This is a genomic window from Cohnella sp. 56 (assembly GCF_037963805.1).
GTDB lineage: Bacteria > Bacillota > Bacilli > Paenibacillales > Paenibacillaceae > Cohnella.
Genome location: NZ_JAZDQE010000009.1, coordinates 197,051 through 216,385, shown reverse-complemented (window position 1 = coordinate 216,385; position 19,335 = coordinate 197,051). Strand labels below are relative to the sequence as shown.

Annotated in this window: 18 protein-coding genes and 2 pseudogenes; 10 read left to right on the top strand and 10 right to left on the bottom strand. The window is 58.4% G+C overall.

Annotation, left to right across the window (positions count from 1 at the left end):
- Positions 1–89 precede the first annotated feature (89 nt).
- The 3 genes from VQ071_RS17190 (at position 90) to VQ071_RS17180 (ending at position 5,126) form a co-directional block, all read left to right on the top strand.
- Positions 90–2,246 carry a glycosyltransferase family 2 protein gene (locus VQ071_RS17190; RefSeq protein WP_340515337.1) on the top strand — a complete coding sequence of 719 codons (2,157 nt, stop codon included), beginning with the start codon at positions 90–92 and terminating at the stop codon, positions 2,244–2,246.
- Positions 2,243–3,838, top strand: coding sequence for a chitinase (locus VQ071_RS17185; protein WP_340515335.1), 1,596 nt, complete (start codon positions 2,243–2,245; stop codon positions 3,836–3,838). Before VQ071_RS17190 ends, VQ071_RS17185 begins: the two co-directional genes overlap by 4 nt.
- Before the next feature lie 178 nt (positions 3,839–4,016).
- Positions 4,017–5,126, top strand: coding sequence for a hypothetical protein (locus tag VQ071_RS17180; protein ID WP_340515334.1), 1,110 nt, complete (start codon positions 4,017–4,019; stop codon positions 5,124–5,126).
- Between the two features lie 20 nt (positions 5,127–5,146).
- Here the strand turns inward: VQ071_RS17180 and VQ071_RS17175 are convergent.
- From VQ071_RS17175 to VQ071_RS17165, 3 genes and pseudogenes are all read right to left on the bottom strand, one after another.
- Positions 5,147–7,356 (bottom strand): annotated as a pseudogene (locus VQ071_RS17175) (preprotein translocase subunit SecA).
- Between the two features lie 34 nt (positions 7,357–7,390).
- Positions 7,391–7,750: a small multi-drug export protein gene (locus VQ071_RS17170; RefSeq protein ID WP_340515333.1), complete on the bottom strand. Its 360-nt coding sequence runs from the start codon at positions 7,748–7,750 to the stop codon at positions 7,391–7,393.
- Positions 7,751–7,984: 234 nt separating this feature from the next.
- Positions 7,985–8,194 (bottom strand): annotated as a pseudogene (locus tag VQ071_RS17165) (helix-turn-helix transcriptional regulator); the annotation flags it as partial.
- Positions 8,195–8,378: 184 nt separating this feature from the next.
- Here VQ071_RS17165 and VQ071_RS17160 point away from each other — a divergent pair.
- The 6 genes from VQ071_RS17160 (at position 8,379) to VQ071_RS17135 (ending at position 11,300) form a co-directional block, all read left to right on the top strand.
- Entirely contained in the window at positions 8,379–8,687 is a 309-nt protein-coding gene (locus VQ071_RS17160; protein WP_340515387.1) for a PadR family transcriptional regulator, read from the top strand.
- Entirely contained in the window at positions 8,684–9,031 is a 348-nt protein-coding gene (locus VQ071_RS17155) for a DUF1048 domain-containing protein (RefSeq protein ID WP_340515332.1), read from the top strand. The genes VQ071_RS17160 and VQ071_RS17155 overlap by 4 nt, the downstream gene beginning before the upstream one ends.
- 27 nt (positions 9,032–9,058) lie before the next feature.
- Positions 9,059–9,409: a DUF1048 domain-containing protein gene (locus VQ071_RS17150; protein WP_340515331.1), complete on the top strand. Its 351-nt coding sequence runs from the start codon at positions 9,059–9,061 to the stop codon at positions 9,407–9,409.
- Between the two features lie 14 nt (positions 9,410–9,423).
- Positions 9,424–10,182: an ABC transporter ATP-binding protein gene (locus VQ071_RS17145; RefSeq protein WP_340515330.1), complete on the top strand. Its 759-nt coding sequence runs from the start codon at positions 9,424–9,426 to the stop codon at positions 10,180–10,182.
- Positions 10,183–10,953 carry an ABC transporter permease gene (locus VQ071_RS17140; RefSeq protein ID WP_340515329.1) on the top strand — a complete coding sequence of 257 codons (771 nt, stop codon included), beginning with the start codon at positions 10,183–10,185 and terminating at the stop codon, positions 10,951–10,953.
- 140 nt (positions 10,954–11,093) lie between these two features.
- The gene (locus VQ071_RS17135; RefSeq protein WP_340515328.1) at positions 11,094–11,300 is read left to right on the top strand and encodes a hypothetical protein; all 207 of its coding nucleotides are present in this window, start codon (positions 11,094–11,096) and stop codon (positions 11,298–11,300) included.
- Between the two features lie 181 nt (positions 11,301–11,481).
- Here the strand turns inward: VQ071_RS17135 and VQ071_RS17130 are convergent, their stop codons facing one another.
- The 7 genes from VQ071_RS17130 to VQ071_RS17100 all read right to left on the bottom strand — a co-directional run bounded on the left by VQ071_RS17130 (position 11,482) and on the right by VQ071_RS17100 (position 17,945).
- On the bottom strand, positions 11,482–11,925 hold the full coding sequence (locus VQ071_RS17130) for a VOC family protein (protein WP_340515327.1): 444 nt from the start codon (positions 11,923–11,925) through the stop codon (positions 11,482–11,484).
- 41 nt (positions 11,926–11,966) lie between these two features.
- Positions 11,967–12,851, bottom strand: a complete 885-nt coding sequence (locus VQ071_RS17125) for a TolB family protein (RefSeq protein ID WP_340515325.1) — start codon at positions 12,849–12,851, stop codon at positions 11,967–11,969.
- Between the two features lie 35 nt (positions 12,852–12,886).
- A complete protein-coding gene (locus tag VQ071_RS17120) occupies positions 12,887–13,339 on the bottom strand; it encodes a VOC family protein (protein WP_340515323.1) in 453 nt (150 codons plus the stop codon).
- A gap of 50 nt (positions 13,340–13,389) precedes the next feature.
- A complete protein-coding gene (locus VQ071_RS17115; RefSeq protein ID WP_340515322.1) occupies positions 13,390–14,298 on the bottom strand; it encodes an NAD-dependent epimerase/dehydratase family protein in 909 nt (302 codons plus the stop codon).
- Positions 14,299–14,324: 26 nt separating this feature from the next.
- The gene (locus tag VQ071_RS17110; protein WP_340515320.1) at positions 14,325–15,224 is read right to left on the bottom strand and encodes a carbohydrate ABC transporter permease; all 900 of its coding nucleotides are present in this window, start codon (positions 15,222–15,224) and stop codon (positions 14,325–14,327) included.
- 14 nt (positions 15,225–15,238) lie between these two features.
- The gene (locus tag VQ071_RS17105) at positions 15,239–16,156 is read right to left on the bottom strand and encodes an ABC transporter permease (RefSeq protein WP_340515319.1); all 918 of its coding nucleotides are present in this window, start codon (positions 16,154–16,156) and stop codon (positions 15,239–15,241) included.
- Positions 16,157–16,238: 82 nt separating this feature from the next.
- Positions 16,239–17,945, bottom strand: coding sequence for an extracellular solute-binding protein (locus VQ071_RS17100; protein WP_340515318.1), 1,707 nt, complete (start codon positions 17,943–17,945; stop codon positions 16,239–16,241).
- Between the two features lie 502 nt (positions 17,946–18,447).
- On the opposite strand from VQ071_RS17100, the gene VQ071_RS17095 reads away from it, so the two are divergent.
- Positions 18,448–19,281 carry a 3-keto-disaccharide hydrolase gene (locus VQ071_RS17095; protein ID WP_340515317.1) on the top strand — a complete coding sequence of 278 codons (834 nt, stop codon included), beginning with the start codon at positions 18,448–18,450 and terminating at the stop codon, positions 19,279–19,281.
- Positions 19,282–19,335 lie beyond the last annotated feature (54 nt).

The window sequence follows — 19,335 nt, the reverse complement described above, 5'->3', positions numbered from 1 at the left end:
TGTCTATATTCCACGACAAGCCGTCCACCCGGAAGATGGTGAATAGCCGGTTAGCTATTATTTTGACGGTCGGCTTTTGGAGCGTTTATGTGATAAACACGATTATCAAGCAGTATTTCAAGGGGCCGAATACGTTCCAGTTCGTGATGGAGTCACTCGGATATTTGATTATTGTCACGCTGCTCACTTTTTCGGCGCTCATGTATCTGCTCGCACGACAGGGCGCCTTGCAGCGATTCGGCAGGCATGTGCGTGTACCTCGCGCGGAGATCGATCGATACTTCGAGGAGAACCAGCCGGCGATCACCGTATTGATACCGTCGTATGACGAAGAGCCGGAGGTTGTTCGCAAGACGCTGCTGTCCGCCGCGCTGCAGGAGTATCCGCGCATTCGAATTGTGCTCCTGCTGGACGACGCCCCCTATCCGACCGCCCCTGCGGCTATCGCCCGACTCAACGCCACGCGGCAGCTGGCCAAGGAGATTGCGGATTTATTCGCCGAGCCCCGTCGGCTGTGCGAGTCCAGGCTGGCGGCGTTCCTCGGCGAACAGGCATCGTCGTCGCATGCCGGACCGGAGGTCGCGAAGGAGCTGGCCGCACACTATGCCTGGGCGGCGAATTGGCTGGATCAGCTGGTCAAAAGGGAAGAGAGCGGCGATCATGTCGGGCGTTTTTTTGCAGATGATGTGGTGCGCGGTTTATCGAAGGAGCTGCGCCTCGTGCGCGAAGCGTTGATTGCCTCCTACAATGAGCGGGTGAGTCTTCCCGTCACGAGGATCGGCCAGCTCTATCGGCGCTTGACCTGGATATTTGACAAGGAGCTGGCTGTCTTCGAACGGAAAAAGTTCGCTTCATTATCTCATGAACCGAATAAAGCCATGAACTTGAATTCCTATATCGGGCTCATGGGTCGCACGTATACGCAGGTATATACGCCTGACGGTCCGATACTGGTGCCCGCGACCGAGACCGGGGACGGCGAGCGCCTTGCATTTCCGGACAGCGAATTCGTACTTACCCTGGATGCCGACTCCATCCTGCGTCCCGGTTACTGCCTGCGCCTGGTGTACTTCATGCAGCAGCCGGATCATGCCCGTGTTGCGGTCGTGCAGACGCCGTATTCTTCCTTCCGCGGAGCCGCTACCCGCATCGAACGGATTGCCGGGGCGACGACGGACATCCAGCATATTTTGCATCAGGGCATGACGTACTACAACGCCACGTTCTGGGTGGGCGCGAATGCGATCATACGGAAGTCGGCATTGGAAGACATCGGCGAGACGGAATGGGTAGGCGGCTTCGAGATACGGAGGTTTATTCAGGACCGCACAGTTATCGAGGATACGGAATCCAGCGTCGATCTGGCCAGACATGACTGGACGCTCGTCAACTATCCCGAACGTCTGAGCTACAGCGCTACGCCGCCCGATTTTGGTTCGCTGATCGTACAGCGGCGCCGATGGGCGAACGGGGGACTTATCGTGCTGCCGAAGCTGTGGGCGCTGGTACGGGACCGCAAGAGACAAGGAAAGGCGATAGCGAAGGCCGAGATCTTCCTTCGTCTGAACTATCTGGCTTCCATTGCGTGGGCAAGCTTCGGGCTGTTATTTCTGTTGGCCTATCCCATTGACGGACGCCTCCTGAGTCCGTTTATCCTTCTGGCGGCATTGCCTTACTTCCTGGCGATGTCCAGCGATCTGAAGTATAGCAGCTATAAACGGAGCGATATCTTCCGGATTTACGGCTTCAACTTAATTCTGCTGCCCGTGAATCTGGCCGGCGTGCTCAAATCGATGCAGCAGGCTTTAAGCGCCAAAAAAATACCGTTTGCCCGGACGCCCAAAATAAAGGAGCGCACCATGTCCCCCATGCTGTACGTTATATCGCCGCTGCTCATTATTTTAATTTCATTGATTATTTTGTGGCGGGGCATCGTGCTGGAGAACTGGGGAAATGCTGCGTTTGCGGCATTCAATGCATTCACTGCCGCATGGGCAGTCGTGGAGTTCATCGGCATCAAAAACACCATTGTCGACGTATGGCTCAGCATCGTTAATTGGCTGTACGTCCCGGTAAAGAACAAGCAGACGGGGCAGGAGCCGGCGGGTGCTGCACAGCGTGTGGGCTGGCAAGCCATTCTGTATCATGGCGATGCAGAGACGAGGCTGTCCAATCGCGCGTCGCATCCGCTTGCATTAAATACCCGTGCCCCGCATCTCGAACAAAATGAAGTGATGTCCTCATGAGCGGCGTCACGAAGAATATGGTCGGGGAACGGCGATTGTCGATATTCCGGCTGCTGCTGCTCTGTACGCTCCTTGCCGGTCTGGCCGCCGGCGGCTTCTTCGGCGCTGCCGGCCTGTTGGGCAAGTTAGGGGCCGCTCGGGCAGCGGTGAACAATCAATGGTTCGCGCCGTATGTCGACGTCACGGCTACCCCGATGTTCATGTTCCAGCGCCTGGGCTCCACCGAACATCGGGACGCCGTTCTTGCGTTCATTGTCGCCGATCCGGCTGATCCTTGCACCCCATCATGGGGCGGTTCATACACGCTGGACCAAGCCGGCGACAGTCTCGAACTGGATCGTCGCATTGCCCGGCTGCAGCAGCAGGGGGGCAGTGTGGCCGTGTCCTTCGGCGGCTTAAAAAACAATGAGCTGGCGGTCGGATGTACGGCAGCGGATAAACTGTTATCCGCCTATCGATCGGTGGTCGACCGATATCGGTTAACGACGATAGATCTGGATCTCGAAAAGGCCGGGCTTGCGGATGCGGCCGCCGGCAGCCGCCGCGCTGCGGCGATGGCCAAGCTGCAGTCGGAAAGACGGACAGCCGGCAAGCAGCTGGCGGTATGGGTGACACTGCCGGTCTCGCCGCAAGGCTTGAGTCCGGACGGTACGAACGCCGTCGCACAGCTGCTCAAGCACGGCGTCGATCTGGCGGGCGTAAATGTGATGACGATGGACTACGGCTCAAGCCGGGCGTCGGATCAGACGATGCTGGCCGCTTCGGAGAGCGCCTTGATACAGACGGAGCGCCAGCTCAAGATTTTGTATGAACAGGCAGGCATGCATCTCAGCGATACCGCCTTATGGTCGAAGATCGGGGCGACGCCCATGATCGGCCAGAACGATTACAGAAACGAAGTGTTTACGTTGACTGACGCACAGGCTCTGAACGAGTTCGCTCTGTCGCATGGTGTCGGCCGGATGTCCATGTGGTCGGCCAATCGGGATATAAAGTGCGGAAGCAACTATGCGGACGTCGGCGTCGTCTCGGACGCCTGCAGCGGTGTGCAGCAGACGCAGTACGGCTTTGCGGATGTGCTGGGCATGGGCTATGACGGAAGCATGGATACGAGTGCCGGTCTCATCACGGCATCGAATCAAGTGTCGGCCAGTCGGCAGCAGCCCGATGACCCGGCGACCAGCCCCTATCCGATCTGGTCGCCGACAACCACATACCATGCCGGTCAGAAGGTCGTACAGCATCACAATGTCTATGAGGCGAAGTGGTGGACCAAAGGCGACGTGCCCGACGATCCGGTGCTCCAGTCGTGGGAGACGCCCTGGAATCTCATCGGGCCGGTGTTGCCCGGCGAAAAACCGGTTCCACAGCCTGCCATACCGAAGGATACGTATCCGCTCTGGCTAGACAAGGCTGTATATGAGGCCGGACAGCGGGTTATCTTCGAAGGCGCAGCCTATCAAGCCAGATGGTGGAGCCAGGGCGAGAGTCCCGCCTCGGCAATAGCGGACCCCGACAGCTCCGCGTGGGCGCCGCTCACCCAGGCTCAGATCGATGCCGTATTATCAAGGCTGCAGAAAGGCGGCAAGTAAACAGCTGCTGCCTTGAGTTGACCAGGAAAGGGCTGTCCGCAAATGACTCCTGCATTCGGCAGGGGTCGTTTGCTTTTTAACCGGCCGGGTCTGGAACCATATTCCATAATTTCTTGTTGCTTCGGTTGCGTTTGCATGGTTGCATATAAAGTAGGAGACAGTCACGGGAGGAATCGTCATGATCGATAGAGCCTATTATCTGGCACTTTGCGAGGAAGCTCACGAGAACATGGAAGCCTACAAGGAAGAAGCGGAGCGCCATGTCGCCGGATGGGAGTATGCAACCGGTAAAAGATACGACTTGACGCCGTATTATTTTGAGCGGAACCATGAGTCCCGGGGACGGGTGAGCAGGCAGGAGCAGATGACGGCATACGGCCGCGACGAACGAGGGGACATATGGATTACAAAGTGGGATTATTTAAGAGATGCCATAGGCTGCTACAGCCGCAGCGAGAATCTGTTGATTAACCGTCTGTACCAATCCGGGGAGATTGACTCCGTGGAGGAGGTTGTGTTCAAAGACGGGCTGCCGATCCGGTATGTGCAATTTATCGTGCGGGGCGGGAGGACGTTGGAAGCCGCGTGGCATTATGAAGAATACTATGAATACCGGCACAGCAGACTCGTACAGATTAACCGATATTCGCACTCGCACGGACAGAAGCCCCAACAGTATCAGTATGACCTCAGCTACGCCGACAATGGCAAGCTGTCGCAGATAACAGACGGCCAGAGCAAGATCATTTTTATGGATATATCCGGATCGCAAGCGGCGGTTCTGCGGGAAGCAGTGAAGAAGGGGTTGATCGAGGAGGCGCGCCGGACGATCGAGGCAGCCTGCCGGAGGGCCGCCCCGGAGCAGCTTTTCTGTATAGGCGTGTATCTTCACGATGAGCCTGACACTGTTCGGGATCCCATTTTCCAGCCGGGCCTGGAGAGCATTCGCAGCGAGCAGCTTCGCCAACATCAGAGCAAGCACGATATTTGGTATTTAGGCGAGCACCCGATACGTTATCAGGAGTCGATTGAAAATAAGGAGCTGCTGGCCCGCTTCGAACGGCTCATTCAGTATTGGGAGATGAAGGGCTCCTGGTGGAGCAACGCCAGGAAGCTATGGCGCGAAGTGGCTATGGCGTTGAACCAGGAGGCGCTGGCGAGCATGCTTCCTGGTCTGACCGACGATTTTGTAATATTTATTGACGAGGAAGGAGCGGGAATAAAGGACTTGTTAAAGAGCGTCCCCCCCAAAAAGCAGGATCTGCTGCGGTCCAAAGGGCTGGTATAGTCGGTGCGATGTCAGAGTCTTTATCGGAGAGCCGCCCTCAACATCTTGCGAATCCAATAGGCGATCACCGTCTCAAAGCCCCATGAGCCAGGCGTCTGCAGGTATTGCAGGTATTGATCGTTGATGATATAGGTCCAAGTGGAAGTGGGACTCTTCAGCCCGAACTTTTCCCACATCGCCGGATCGTTCGAGCCCCCGAGCCTGACGAGCATATTGACCGACTCCCGATTTATTTTTGCGGCAATTTGCTCGTATGCCTGGATGATTTGCATATGGAATTCATCGATCGGATTGCGGTTCGCAAGACTGTTCAAGTGGATGCTCTCGCGAATGTAAGACACATACGCCAGATGGTCGGCCCAGAACTTGTCGGTATAATAAAGCCGCACTCTCTGCTCCGAAGGGGTCATCGACGTCTCGCCTCTCAAGATGCCGAGCCGCTCCTTGTGCACGATACGCCGCTGCTGCTCCAGCATATCCGAATAAAGATTCAATTCCTGGCGGAGATGAAAGTTCTGGCCCATCATTACGCGCTGAATATGCGCGATATTGCTGTTGAGCATCGATTCTTCGAGCGCGCTATCCTGCCTATGGCCGCGATACTTGGGCGGAATCGCTTTGTCGATGCCGAATTGCAGGATCAGCTCGTCCTCCAGGCTGACGAAAAAAACGGAAGCGCCCGGATCGCCTTGTCGTCCGGCGCGCCCGCGCAGCTGGTTGTCGATCCGCACGCTCTCGTGCACATGCGTACCTATCACGTACAAGCCGCCCAGCTTGGCGACGATGGCCGCTTGCGTGGGGCTGCCGCCGCCAAGCCGTATGTCGACGCCGCGTCCCGCCATATTCGTAGACACCGTCACGGCACGCCGGCGGCGGCCAGCGCCTCCGCCAGCATATCCGACTCCTCGACGCTTGACGTGCCGATGAGAATCGGACGTCCCGTGTCATGGACGGACGAGATCTCTTGTACAAGCGCCTTGAGCTTGGCTTCCTTGTGGGTGTAGATCCGGTGCGGATGGTCAAGCCGCCGGTTCGGCCGGTTCGGCGGAATCTGCACGACCTGCAGCATATAGATGCTCTCAAATTCGATGGCGGAGACATGCGCCGTCGCCGTCATCCCGCAAATCTTCGGATACAGGCTCAGGAAGTGCTGGAGGGTGATCGTGCCGAGAATTTTCCCGCCGGCCGTCGACTGCAGCCCTTCTTTGGCCGCCAGCGCAGCCTGTAGTCCGTCCGGCAGATGCCTGTTCTCCGCCACGCGGCCGGTATATGCGTCGATCAACTCGATTTTGCCGTCCCGAACGATGTAGTCGACATCTCTTTTTAACAGCGATTCCGCATGCAGCGCGCAATTCAGCGACATTAACAGATGACTGTTATGGCTGTCGTACAGATTGCCGCATCCCAGCAGCGATTCCGCCTTCGCGGCGCCCGCTTCGTTCAGATAAACGTTCCGCTTGAACTCGTCGAAGTCATAATGCGCATCGTGCTCGAGCTGCCGGGCTACTTCTGCGTAGCGAATGCCGTCGCTGCCGGAAGCGCCCGGCTCGCCGGCGATCACGAGCGGCACCCGCGCCTCGTCGAGAAGCAGCGAATCCGCTTCGTCGACGATGACATAGTGGAAAGGGCGGTGCACCGTATCGGCCTCGCTCAGTGCGATCGTATCGCGCAAAAAATCGAATCCCGCTTCTTTGGCCGTCACATAGGTAATATCTGCGGCGTATGCTTCCCTTTTGTCCGGCAAGCTCATGCCTGCTTGAACCGAGCGCACCGTTAATCCGAGGTAACGATAGATCGGGCCCATCCACTGCGCATCCCGGTGCGCCAGATAATCGTTAAAGGTCAGCACATGCACGCCTTCGCCGGTTAGCGCATTAAGATACGCAGGCATAACGGCAGAGAGCGTCTTGCCTTCGCCGGTCTGCTGCTCGATCAACAATCGTTCATGCAGCGCGACGGCAGCCATGATCTGGACATCGTAGGGCCGCAATCCGAGTGTTCTCTTCGCTGCTTCGCAGACGAGCGCATAGGCATCGACCAGCAGCTCGTCTAAAGGCGTACCTGATCGTGCTTCCTTCTTCAGCCGGAGAGATTCCGCTTGCAGCCGCTGATCGTCCCATGCTTCCAGGTTCCGTTGCCTGATGAGCGCGACTCGGGCCCGATAGCCGCTCAGCTTAAGTCGGGTATCTCGTTCTCTGAACTGCTGCATCCACTTGACGGCCAGATTCATGGAAGCTGATCTCTCCTCGGTAGTCATACACGACTCAAATCCAGTTCATATAAGCTACAGCGACAGGGGCCAGGAAAGCCAATGCGGGGAGGCCATATCTTTCCCACAGTCGCTTTGCGCGCGCTTCCCTTTTGGACAATGTCCCGCGCGCTTTGCCCTTGGCGATCCTGCGCCGTTCGCGCCAAGCGGCCAACTGCCGGGAGAACATGCATAACGCGACAACCGTTAACAGGTTGCCGACAAATCCGATGATGCCTACTATAATAGCGGATAAACCCCAAGCAATGCCCAGCGGTACGACTAGAAATACGTCGAGCCACGGGAGTGCGGCAAGAACAAACAAAATCAAATACTGCCAACCGGCGGCGTCAAATTGACTTCCCCACTCCACCACGAACGGTCACCTGCCCATATTATACAATCAGACACGGCTGTACTTCCAATTGGTCAGACGATAAACGAGATATTGACCCAATCCCAATAGGCCAAAAGCGATCAGTGCAAGAACATCACTGTGCGGCAGCAATATGACGGCAATCGCAGCGATCGGCAAACAGCAGCTGTAGTAGATATCGTCACGAGAAGCAATGTGGTTGAGAGTAATGGCGAGCGCATCATTCGTGTCAGCATCGTAGTCCTCCTCTTGTAAAGCACACACTTCTTCGACGGGTAACTTGAAGGCTGCGGCAATCTTGAGCGCGAGTGTGATCGAAGGGGAGCAGTCTCCTTTCTCGATCAGGCCTACCGTCTGGCGAGTAGCTCCGATGGCATCCGCCAAGTCCTGCTGCGACCATCTAAAGCGTGCCCTCAGTTCGCGAGCGGCAGGATCGAGCGGTATCCCAAGTGTGAAGATTAGATGGATCAATTTTCCCGCAGGCGCTATTGACAGCCCCCGGTACTGCGTGTTACTTTTTAGTGGTAGTAAGTAATACTGCATACCAGTCATACAGAATACCTGTCATACAGAATACCTGTCATACACAATAGCGAAGGGTGAATACGCTTTGGAAAACTTAACGGAAATGCTCAAAGGCGTGCTTGAGGGCTCTGTTCTTGAAATTATCAGCCGCAAAGAAACCTACGGCTACGAAATCACGCGGCAGCTGAACGCCCTCGGCTTCGCAGATGTTGTGGAGGGGACGGTGTACACCATCCTGATCCGGCTTGAAAAAAACAAGCTGGTGGAGATCACCAAGAAGCCCTCCGAAATGGGCCCGCCGCGAAAGTTCTTCGCGATCAACGAGGCCGGACGCGAGGAGCTGCGGAAGTTCTGGGAAAAGTGGGAGTTCGTATCGTCCAAAATGAACGAGCTAAAGGAGAAAACACAATGAACTTCTGGGAAAAAATCACGGGCAGCGATATGACGAAAGAAATGAAAGACTTCGAAGCGAGAGTCAAAATGCTGCCGGCCGATTATCAGGCGGCGTGGAAAGAAGTGAACGGCCATATCTGGTCGTACTCCAGCTTCAGCGGCCGCAACCTGATGCCCATCCTCGACGGCGTGCTTGGCCTGCTCGAGCAATCGGCAGCGGATGGACAGCATGTCCAAGAGGTGCTGGGCGACGATATCCAAGGCTTCTGCGCGGCGCTGGCAGGCGAAGAAGGTGCCAAGTCCTACCGCGACAAGTGGCGCGAGCAGCTCAACCATACGATTGCCAAAAAATTAGGCAAATAAGAATTGGGCAAATAGGAGGGAAATAAAATGAACATTCGAGATATCATCGAAGGCAAAAAGGAATGGCGGGCGCATGTGGCGCGCGTCAAGACGCTCCCGCAAGATTATCAGTTCGTGTACAAAGAGATTCAAAAATACCTGTTTAAGGTCGGACCTGTCGAACTGACCGAGGGGACGGGGCTGCTGTCAGGGATCGTCGAGCTGTTCGAAGAGGGCGCGGCGTCGGGCAAGGGCGTGCTCGAAGTGACGGGCAGCGACGTGGCGGCTTTCTGCGACGAGCTGATCAAGGATTCGAAAACGTACGCCGACATCGCTCAGGAAACCGCAAACCAGGCCGTTAACAAAGCGATGAAAAAGCTGGCGGATAAGAAAAAGTGAAGGAGGAGATCGGCATGGAGAACGCCATTGAAGTAAAAGGACTTAAAAAATCCTTCAAGGGCAAGGAAGTGCTGAAGGGCGTCGATCTGGAAGTGAAGCGGGGCGAGATCTTCGCCCTGCTCGGCGCCAACGGCGCGGGCAAGACGACGATGGTCAGAATCCTGGCTACGCTGCTCAAGCCGGACGGGGGCAGCGCCGTCGTGAACGGCTTCGAGGTCGCGGCCAAGCCCGAGCAGGTGCGGCGCGCGATCAGTCTGACCGGACAGTTCGCGGCGGTAGACGAGGTGCTCACCGGGCGGGAGAATCTGATCATGATCGCCAAGCTGCGGCATCTCGATCGGCCGCGCCAAGTGGCGGACGATCTGCTGAAGCGCTTCGGCCTGACGGACGCCGCCGACCGCAAGCCCTCCACTTATTCGGGCGGGATGCGGCGCCGGCTCGACATCGCCTTGAGTCTGGTGGGCAAGCCGCAGATCATTTTCCTCGACGAGCCGACTACCGGACTTGATCCCGAGGCGCGCATCGAGGTGTGGAAGATCGTCAAGGAGCTTGCCGCCGGCGGCACGACGATATTGCTGACCACGCAGTATCTGGAGGAAGCGGAGCAGCTCGCCGACCGGATCGCGATTTTGCACGAGGGCCGGATTATTGCGGGCGGCACGCTCGCGGAGCTGAAGAAGCGGTTCCCGCAAGCCAAGGTGGAGTATGTTGAAAAACAGCCGACGCTGGAGGAAATATTCCTCGCGATCGTCGGCAAGAAGGAGGCGATCTGAATGGAAGCGGCCAAAAGCCACTTTTTCAGCGATATGGGTGTGATGCTCGGACGCTCCATGCGCCATATTTTCCGCAGCATGGACACGATCTTCACGGTGTGCATCACGCCGATCGCCATGATGCTGCTGTTCGTCTACGTGTTCGGCGGCGCGATCGACACCGGTACGGACAACTATGTGAATTACCTGCTGCCCGGCATACTGCTTATGGCCATTGCAAGCGGCGTGGCGTATGTGGCTTACCGCCTGTTCCTGGATAAGCAGCGGGGCATCATCGAGCGGTTCCACTCCATGCCGATCGCGCGCTCTACTGTTCTATGGGGACATGTACTGACCTCGGTCGTTTCCAACGTCCTCTCGCTTGCCGTCATCATTCTCGTAGCGCTCGCGATGGGCTTCCGCTCGTCGGCAGGGGTTCTGCCCTGGCTCGCCGTAGCCGGCATCCTCGTACTGTTCACGCTGGCACTCACCTGGATCGCGGCCATCGCCGGCCTGTCCGCCAAGTCGGTGGAAGGCGCGAGCGCCTTTTCCTATCCGCTTATCTTCCTGCCGTTCATCAGCTCGGCATTCGTGCCGACCGCGTCGATGCCGACCGTCGTTCGCGCCTTCGCCGAGAACCAGCCGGTGACCTCCATCGTAGAGACGATCCGCGCACTGTTGTCGGGTCAGCCGGCAGGCCATGACATCTGGGTTGCGCTGGCATGGTGCCTGGGGATACTGATCGTCGCCTATCTGTTTGCGGTGCGCGCCTACAATCGGCATGCCGCTTGATGTCGGTGTTAGCGGGTTCGACATAACCAGAGAGCAGGCTGCACGGCGTCCGCTCGCCAGCCGTCCGCTGCTCCCTCCGGCCAGGTGAGTTTGAAGCCGAACATGATTTAATAAAAACATTCTAAGCGGAGGTGGGCGGAGTGGGAAAAGTGCAGACCGAATCCGAATTGTTTGATCATATCGGCAGGATGAGCAGAACAAATTCAGTTTCGCAGATTTTTATTCCGGGAAAAGGGACTTTTACCATTGTGCTTCAAGAAGAAGATCCGCTTTCGATTAACGCTGAAGTTGCCTCCGCCCCCCGATTGCGTCAAATGATTCAAGATAGCCGAGCTCGTTATCCGTAAGTTTCGATTCTACGTAGCGTGTGAGGCAGACGAAGCGATTGTGGCTGCAGTTAAAAATCCGGGTGAGAGCTAGATAGTTGCATCCTTGATTTATGTCGCCGGTAAAAAAGCAAATCAAAGCGGGCGCACACACCACTGCGGTGTCTGCGCCCTTTTTGTCCATGCGCCGGCGAGCCGACAATCAATCGATATCGAGCAGCTCCAAAATAACGCCCAGATCGTCCGTGCTGTCGACATACACGTATTTGTCGCCGTTCTGGATGACCGGGAAGCCGAATTCTTCTAGCTTGGCCGCGGTGGGCATCATGCGGTCCTTCGCCTTGAAGGCGATATGGTGGACGCCCGGGCCGTTCGTCTCGAGGAATTCCTTCCACGTGGTCGGGTCTTCCGTCGGTTCGATGAACTCGATGACGGTGTTCTCCATATGGAAAAAGGAGAGCTTGACTCTGCCGGGCGTCGATTCGCCCCGATAGGTGACGGTGTCGCTGCCGTCATGGTTGGCGGTGATGATATCGGGAACCGGCACGTTCAGCAGCGAGGCGAATTTGCGGGTGGCTTTCTCTACGTCGCGCACGACCATCGCGATCTGACAGACGAAGGTCGTGCCCAGAATGGTGTTAAGCATGTTGTCTGCTCCTTTATGCGTATGCGCCGCTTGATTAAGATTTACTCGGAAAGTCTGTAGCTGACGAACGCGAATGTGCGGCTGTCGGGCGCCCACGAGTTCACGTTGAGCGTCCCTTGTCCGCCGAACAGCTGGACGATGGTGCGGGACTCGCCGCCTGCGGCGGGCATGAGCCGCAGCTCCACCTGCTTGTTCGCGGGGTGATCGCCGGGATCGACGTCGCCCTTGCGGTAGGCGATGTAGACGACCCATTGTCCGTCGGGCGAGACATGGGGGAACCAGTTGTTGCTGTCGTCCTCGAACGTCATGCGCACCTGCTCGCTGCCGTCGGCGTTCATGCGCCACACCTGCATGAGTCCCGACCGTACGGAGTTGAACCAGATATGCCGTCCGTCCGGCGAGTATTCGGGGCCGTCGTTCAGCCCCGGCGCATCGGTTAGCTGCGTCTCGATGCCGCCGGCGGCGGGAATGGTGTAGATGTCGTACTGGCCGTCCCGCTCCGCACAGTAGGCGAGCGTGCCGCCGTCGGGCGACCAGCCGTGCAGATAGCTGGGGGCCATCGGGGTGATGAGCGCAGGCTGTCCGCCTTCCAACGGAAAAATATAAATGCGCGACTGGCCGTCCTCGTGCGTATGATGGCTCACGGCGACGCGGTCATTGTCGGGCGAGAGGACATGGTCGTTGTTGCATTGGATCGCGAAGCCCGAGTCGATCTCGCGGCTGCTCCCCGCAGCCAGGTCGTATTCGTACAGCCGGCCCCGGCTGTTGTAGATCAGACGGCTGCCGTCGCGAGTCCAGTTGGGCGCTTCGATCAGATGGTCGAACTCGGCCAGGACGCGCCGCTTGCCGCTGTGAATGTCGACAGTCTCGAGGATGCTGATGATCGGGCTCGCTTCGATCCTGCGCGGTTCCTTCAATCGGTTCATTATGCTCGTCTCCCTTGTCTGCGCCGGACGGGCTGCTATGCCCGCGGCTTGATGTTCAGATTGACGCCCAGATCGTCCTCGCTGTCCACGATCGTCCAGCTGCTGCCCGGATAATAGCCGATCGTCCGCATCGCGTAGCCCATCTCCTCCAGCTCGCCGACGATCGCATCGCGCTTGTCGCCGACCTGGAAGCCCAGATGATGGACGCCGTTGCCGTGCTTGTCGAGGAACTCGCGGAACGTGCTGTCCCGCTCGTCGGGCTCATGCAGCTCGATGACGAAGGAGCCGACCTCGATGTTCGCCAGCTTCAACCCGTACTCGGCCGGCTTGCCGCGATAGGTGAGATCGGGATTGGGCGCGGGCGGCTGGTAGCGGATCTCGGGGACGGGGATGTTGAAGAAGCGCGCCCACGTCTGTGCGGCTTTTTGAATGTCTTCCACGACGATGGCGATCTGGATGAAGCCGTCAAAAGAGAGCGTGTTTTTCATCGGATGTCCTTCTTTCGGTTGAATTGGGCGTAGTCCCGGCGGCAGCCGCGTCACAGCTCCAGCGTGCTTAAGTAGAGAAGATGCTGCTTCATCTGTTCGTCGGCCGTGAAGGAATAGCCGAACGATTCGCGGATGCGCGAGACGTCGATCGGGATGCCGTCCGGCTCCGGACGGCCCTTGTCGATCAGCGCAATCCGGCTCTGCGAGCCCAGCAGGTCGACCGCCATCTGCGCGATCTGCGCCCAGGTGCGATGTTCCGTGCTGACGGCGGTGTAGTAGCCGCGGTTGTGCTCGCGGATGTCGGCGTGCAGCAGGGCGACGTATACCTTCGCGAGATCGCCGGCCCAGATGAACTGGGTGCCGTCATTCTGGACGAAGGATATCGGCGCATTGTCGCGGGCGCTCTTCACCATATCGACGAGCTTGCGGTCGGGATAGAGAGGGCCGCCCTCGACGCACGGATTGCCGAAGGTGTAGCCCGGCCGGATCACGTTCGCCTGCAGGCCATACTCGTAGGCGATCGCCATCAGATACGCTTCGGACGCGGCCTTGGCGGCTCCATAGTAGTTCATCGGCCGAATATAGCCGGCGTCGTCGTGCCGCGCCGTGCCGAAGCTGGCGATGGACGAGGTGAAGAGGATCTTCTTGACGCCGGCCTCGGCGGCCGCCTGGAACAGGCGGATCGTAGGCAGCGTCTCGTGTACGGCGTTCTCTTCGGCCGTGCCGCCGAGCCACGACAGCGCGACGTGGATGCAGGCGTCCTGGCCCTCCAGCCCTTGGGCGATCGCTTGACTGTCCTCCATGGAGCCCTCTACGAGGCGAATGCGTTCATCCGCGGCGAAGGCCGGCACCTTGTTCGTATTGCGGGCCAACAGGGTCAACTCGTGACCATGATCGAGCATGGCCTTGACGACATACGAGCCGATGAACCCGGTGCCGCCGGTGACGAATATTTTCATAGCAGACGCATCCTTTCCCTATCATCTTATTCCTTGACGCTGCCCATCACGAGACCGGTCGTGAAGTACTTCTGCAGGAACGGGTACAGGCACAGAATGGGGATCATGGCCAGGAACATCTGCGCGGCGCCTGTCGTGCGCGCGCTGACCAGGGACAAGTACTTGGACAGGTTGCCGCTGAGATCGGTGTTGTTGCGGATGAACTCCTCCGGATTGACGACGACGGTCTGCAGATACGTCTGCAGCGGATAGTTCTCGATCCGGTTCATATAGATCATGCCGTCGAACCAGCTGTTCCAATGATCGACGAAGGCGAACAGCGTCACGGTGGCGATCGTCGGCGCCGACACGGGGAGCACGACGCGGAGCAGCGTCTGCACGTGATTGGCGCCGTCGATATACGCGGCCTCCAGCAGCTCCTTGGGCAGGCTGCGCATGTAGTTCATCACGACCAGCATGCTGAAGACGGGCAGCGCGCCGGGCAGCAGCAGCGACCAGATGGAGTTGATGAGGCCGGTGCTCTTGACGACCATATAGGTCGGGATCAGTCCCGCATTGAACAGGATCGTGATGACGAAGAACCAGGAGACGTAGGGCCGGGCCCGGAAGTCCCCTCTGGACTTGGACAGCGGATACGCCGTCAGAATGATCAGCAGCAGATTGAGCGGCACGCCGATCGCCGTCCGCTTGAGCGACACGACGAGGGAATCGAAGAACTTCGAGGAATTCGTGATGAATTCGTAGGACACGGTTGTGAAATGAACGGGCCAGAAGGTGACTTCGCCCGCGGCTACGGCGGTCTTGTCGGAGAATGATACCGCCAGCAAGTTAATGAAAGGCGCGATGCAGGCCAGGGAGACCAGCGTCAGCAGTACGACATTGCCCACCAGGAATATTCTGCGCGATGCCGATGTTCGTATTTGCATAATCCCATCCTCCGCTAGAATACTTTGTATCCGGTGAATTTGTCGGCCAGGTAGTACGAGACGACGATAAAGATGAGCGATACGCCCGACTTGAACAGGCCTGCGGCGGTGGACAGGGAATATTGCGCCTGCTCGATGCCGAGCCGGAACACGAACGTATCGAGAATGTCGCCGGTCGAGTAGACGACGGGGCTGTACATGTTGTAGATCTGGTCGAACCCGCCGTTCAGAATGTTGGCGAAGCCGAGCACGGTCATCAGCACGACGATCGGGGTGATGCCGGGCAGCGTCACGTGCAGCGTCTGCCGCCAGCGGTTGGCGCCGTCGATGACGGCCGCTTCATAGAGCGCCGGATTGATGCCCGCCAGCGCGGCCAGATAGATGACGGAGCCGAATCCGAACGTCTTCCATACGTCGCTGAGGATCATGGTCGGGGGAAAAGCGTGCGCATTGCCCAGGAAAAAGACCGGCTCCATCCCAAGCTTGGAGAGCAGGACGTTGACAACGCCCTCGCTCGGGGAGAGCAGGTTGATCAGAATGCCCGACAGAATGACCCACGACAGGAAGTGCGGCAGGTACACGAGCGTCTGGAACACCCGCTTGGCCAGCAGGCTGCGGATCTCGTTCAGCAGCAGCGCGAATACGACCGGCACGACGATCCCTGCGATGATCTTGCCCAGGGCGATGACGACGGTATTGCGAATGACCGGACCGATGTTGGGCATCGCGAACAAGGTATGGAAGTTGTGCATGCCGACCCACTTTTGATGACCGAACAGCCCCTTGGCAGGGATGAACTTCTGGAAGGCGATGATGACGCCGGCCATCGATCCGTAGCTGTAGACGGCCACGAGAATAACGGCGGGCAGGATCATCAGGTACAGCGGGATTTCCCGGGCGAGCCGGTCCGAGCGGAGAAGTCTGGATAACACGATTTGTCACCGCCTTTCTGGTATTTCGGCCGCCCGGGCCGCGAAGAGGGTTCCTCTCCGCTCCGCAGTCCGGGCGTCCAGATCAATTAGCGGGATACAGCTTGTCGAGCTCGTCGAGCGTCTGCTGTCCGCCGGCCTTCAGCCACTGCTTGACGAAGGTGTCGAAGGAATCGACGGGCTTCGCGCCGGTGATGATGTCCGTGAAGGCCGTGATCGTCAAGGTGTCCAGCGAGGAAGCGTTCGTGAGCCAAGCTTCGGGACGCTCGATGCCCAGCACGCTCTGCACGAGCGCATTGTCGGGAATGTACTTGTTCAGGACGATCGGCAGCGAGCCTGACTTGGACATCTGGCCCCAGTTGCCGAACGCATTGTCATCCTTGGCCAGCGAACCGTCCTCGAACCCTTTGATATAGTCGTAGTTCGGCTTCGCGCCCGGCGGCAGATCGTCCGAGGAGCCCTTGTCGAGCGCCTTCAGAATGTCGGCCGCGTACACTTCGCCGGGCTGGTCGATATAGACCGGAGAGAGCCGGTATTGTTCGTCCGCCCAGTACTTCAGATAATCTTCCTTGCTCGAGTAGTTGACGGTCTGATCGTACAGATTGAGAACTTTGATGGCCGCTTCCGGATGCTTGAAGCTCTTGCTGACCATCGTCATCTGCCCGACGGCGTTGCTCTCGATGCCGATCTTGTAGTCGATGCCCGCTTTGGTCGGGATGGCGTACGGGCGGACGATGACGCCGTCCTTCTTGTAGACATTGTTGTAGGGATACCAGGTTCCCCAGTTGCTGCCGTAGGCCATGCCGATCTTGCCGCTGGTGATGTCTTCGACCAGCGCCGACTCGTTCTTGGCGGTGAACTCCTTGTTGATGAGCCCCTTCTTGTACATGTCGGCCAGCTGGGCGAGCGCGTCCTTCATGCCCGGCTGAATCCAGGAGAAGGTCATCTTGCCGTCCGCGTCGCGGTAGAATACGCTCTCGCCGTAGCCGGGGACGCCGTAGGCCGCCGCCAGGCCGAGGAGGCTGCCGTGGCCGGCCTTGATCAGGTCCTTGTTCAACGCCAGTCCGTAAGTGTTGCCGTTGATGCCGTCGCCGTCGGGATCGCCCTTCGCGAACTTCTCCGCGAGCGCGACCATCTCTTCAATCGTCGTGGGCGGCTGCGAATTCGTATTCTTCAGCCAGTCGTCGCGAATCCATAAGAACGGCGCCTCGTGGAAGTTGTCGTTCATGCGGGGAATCGCGTACAGCTTGCCGTCGATCGTCGCGCCCTTGAACGAATCGGCGAAGCGCTCCTTGTAAGCCTTGAGCGAGTCCGACGCATACTTGTCGAACACGTCGGTCAGATCGGCCAGCTGGCCGTTCTGCGCGAGCTGGAGGAACACGTTGGCATCCTGTGTCTTGAATACGTCCGGCAGATCGCCGGAGGCGATGACGGCGTTCAGCTTGTTGTTGTATGCATCGGTGCTGCTGTCTGCCGAGAACGCCACCTTGAGATTGATGTTGAGCTTGTCCTGGATCAGGCGGCTCCAGCGGTTGTTGTCCCAAGTATCGCCGTCGAGCAGCTTCGAGGCGGCCGCGGTCTGGACGGCCCACGTCATCGTGACCGGTTTGTCGTATTTGCCTGCAGGGTCCGCCGGACTGGCGACGGTGCTTGCCTGGGCGCTGGCCGAGCCTTGCTGTTCGGAGCCGGAATCGGACGCATTCGAACCGCTGCTGCAAGCCGACAGGCTCACGATCGCGGCCAGGCCAAGCATGACATGCGGCAAAGCTTTTTTGGCATTCGTTTTCTTCACGGACAACCCCTCCAAATAAATAGTGGCCTTCCTCGGACCTGGTCGAGCAGAGCGGATCGAACCGGAGCGCTTGAGCCTCGCCGCGAGCGCGCTGTCACCGGCCGGCGAGGCCTCGCCGGTGAGTCCGGGTTCATGGGCAGACGCAAAAGGCAGGCCTGCATCCAAACTTTGATGAACGCGCGTTTATTTTGTCGTAGCAAGCCTGGAAAACATTTAAGCTTAGCGCTCAAGTGTGCTATCCGCCCTATAAACACGCGTTCATTCATCGGAAATAATAAATCCAAGCGAATGACAAGACTCGATTGGACATGTTCGATGGCTTATTCTGTAAACGCGCGTCTATGGGCTCATCATACACAACAAAATAAAGCGCTGTCAATCCCTGTTTTACACGTTTTAAGAATGAAAATAGCTTTCCAAATACAATCCGCGTTGACTAAACGCGCGTTAATGCTATAATCAGGCAGAATTGACTTCAAAACGACAGTAAGGAGGAGCACTCATGGCATCCGCAGACGATACATTCACGCCTCTCTTCGACGGCGAGACGCTCGCGGGCTGGCATGCCGTTCCCCGGCTCCCGGTCGCCCGCGCGCCGGGAGCGCCGCAGCCGGACTCGACGTCGGATGCGTACGTCCGCGCTTCGCAGACGACCGGCAGCTGGACGGTGGAGGAAGGGGCCATCGTGGGCCGCCAGAACCCGCCCGGCTGCGGCTACGGCGGCTATCTGCTCAGCGACGGCGTATACGGCGACATGGAATTGAGCTTCGAGGCCAAGCCCGATTGGCCGGCGGATACGGGCGTACTCGTCCGCGCGTCCACGCTCGGATCGCAGGGCTATCAGATCTTGCTGGATCACCGCAGATCGGGCAATATCGGGGGCGTGTACGGCAACGGCATCGGGGGCTTCCACGGGATCGCCTTCACGCTTGACGCGGAGACGGACGGCGAGGGGCGCCCGACAGGCTTGCGATTGGAGGACCCGGCTTCGAGTCTGGAGCCCATGACCCCGGACAAGCCGGCGCTTCTCGACTACGCGGCGACCGGAGAGCAGTTTCTGTCCGTCTGGCAGTGGGACGACTGGAACGAATTCCGGATTCGGGTCGAAGGGGAGATCCCGCGCATCACCGTTCATATCAACGGGCGGAAAATATCGGAGGTCGATGCGGCTACGCTCCGACACCCGTCGTACGACGCCGGGGCCGTCCGGGAGCTGCTCGGCGCGAAGGGCCATATCGCGTTCGAAGTCCACGACAACGACCCCGGGATGGGCGATGCCAGATGGGGGCCGAACGCGGCCTGCAGATGGCGCAATATCCGCATCCGGGAGCTGTAGCCGCAGCCCGGGACAGGCCGGAGGCGCCGCACAGCAAGAGGCCCGCTTCGCAAG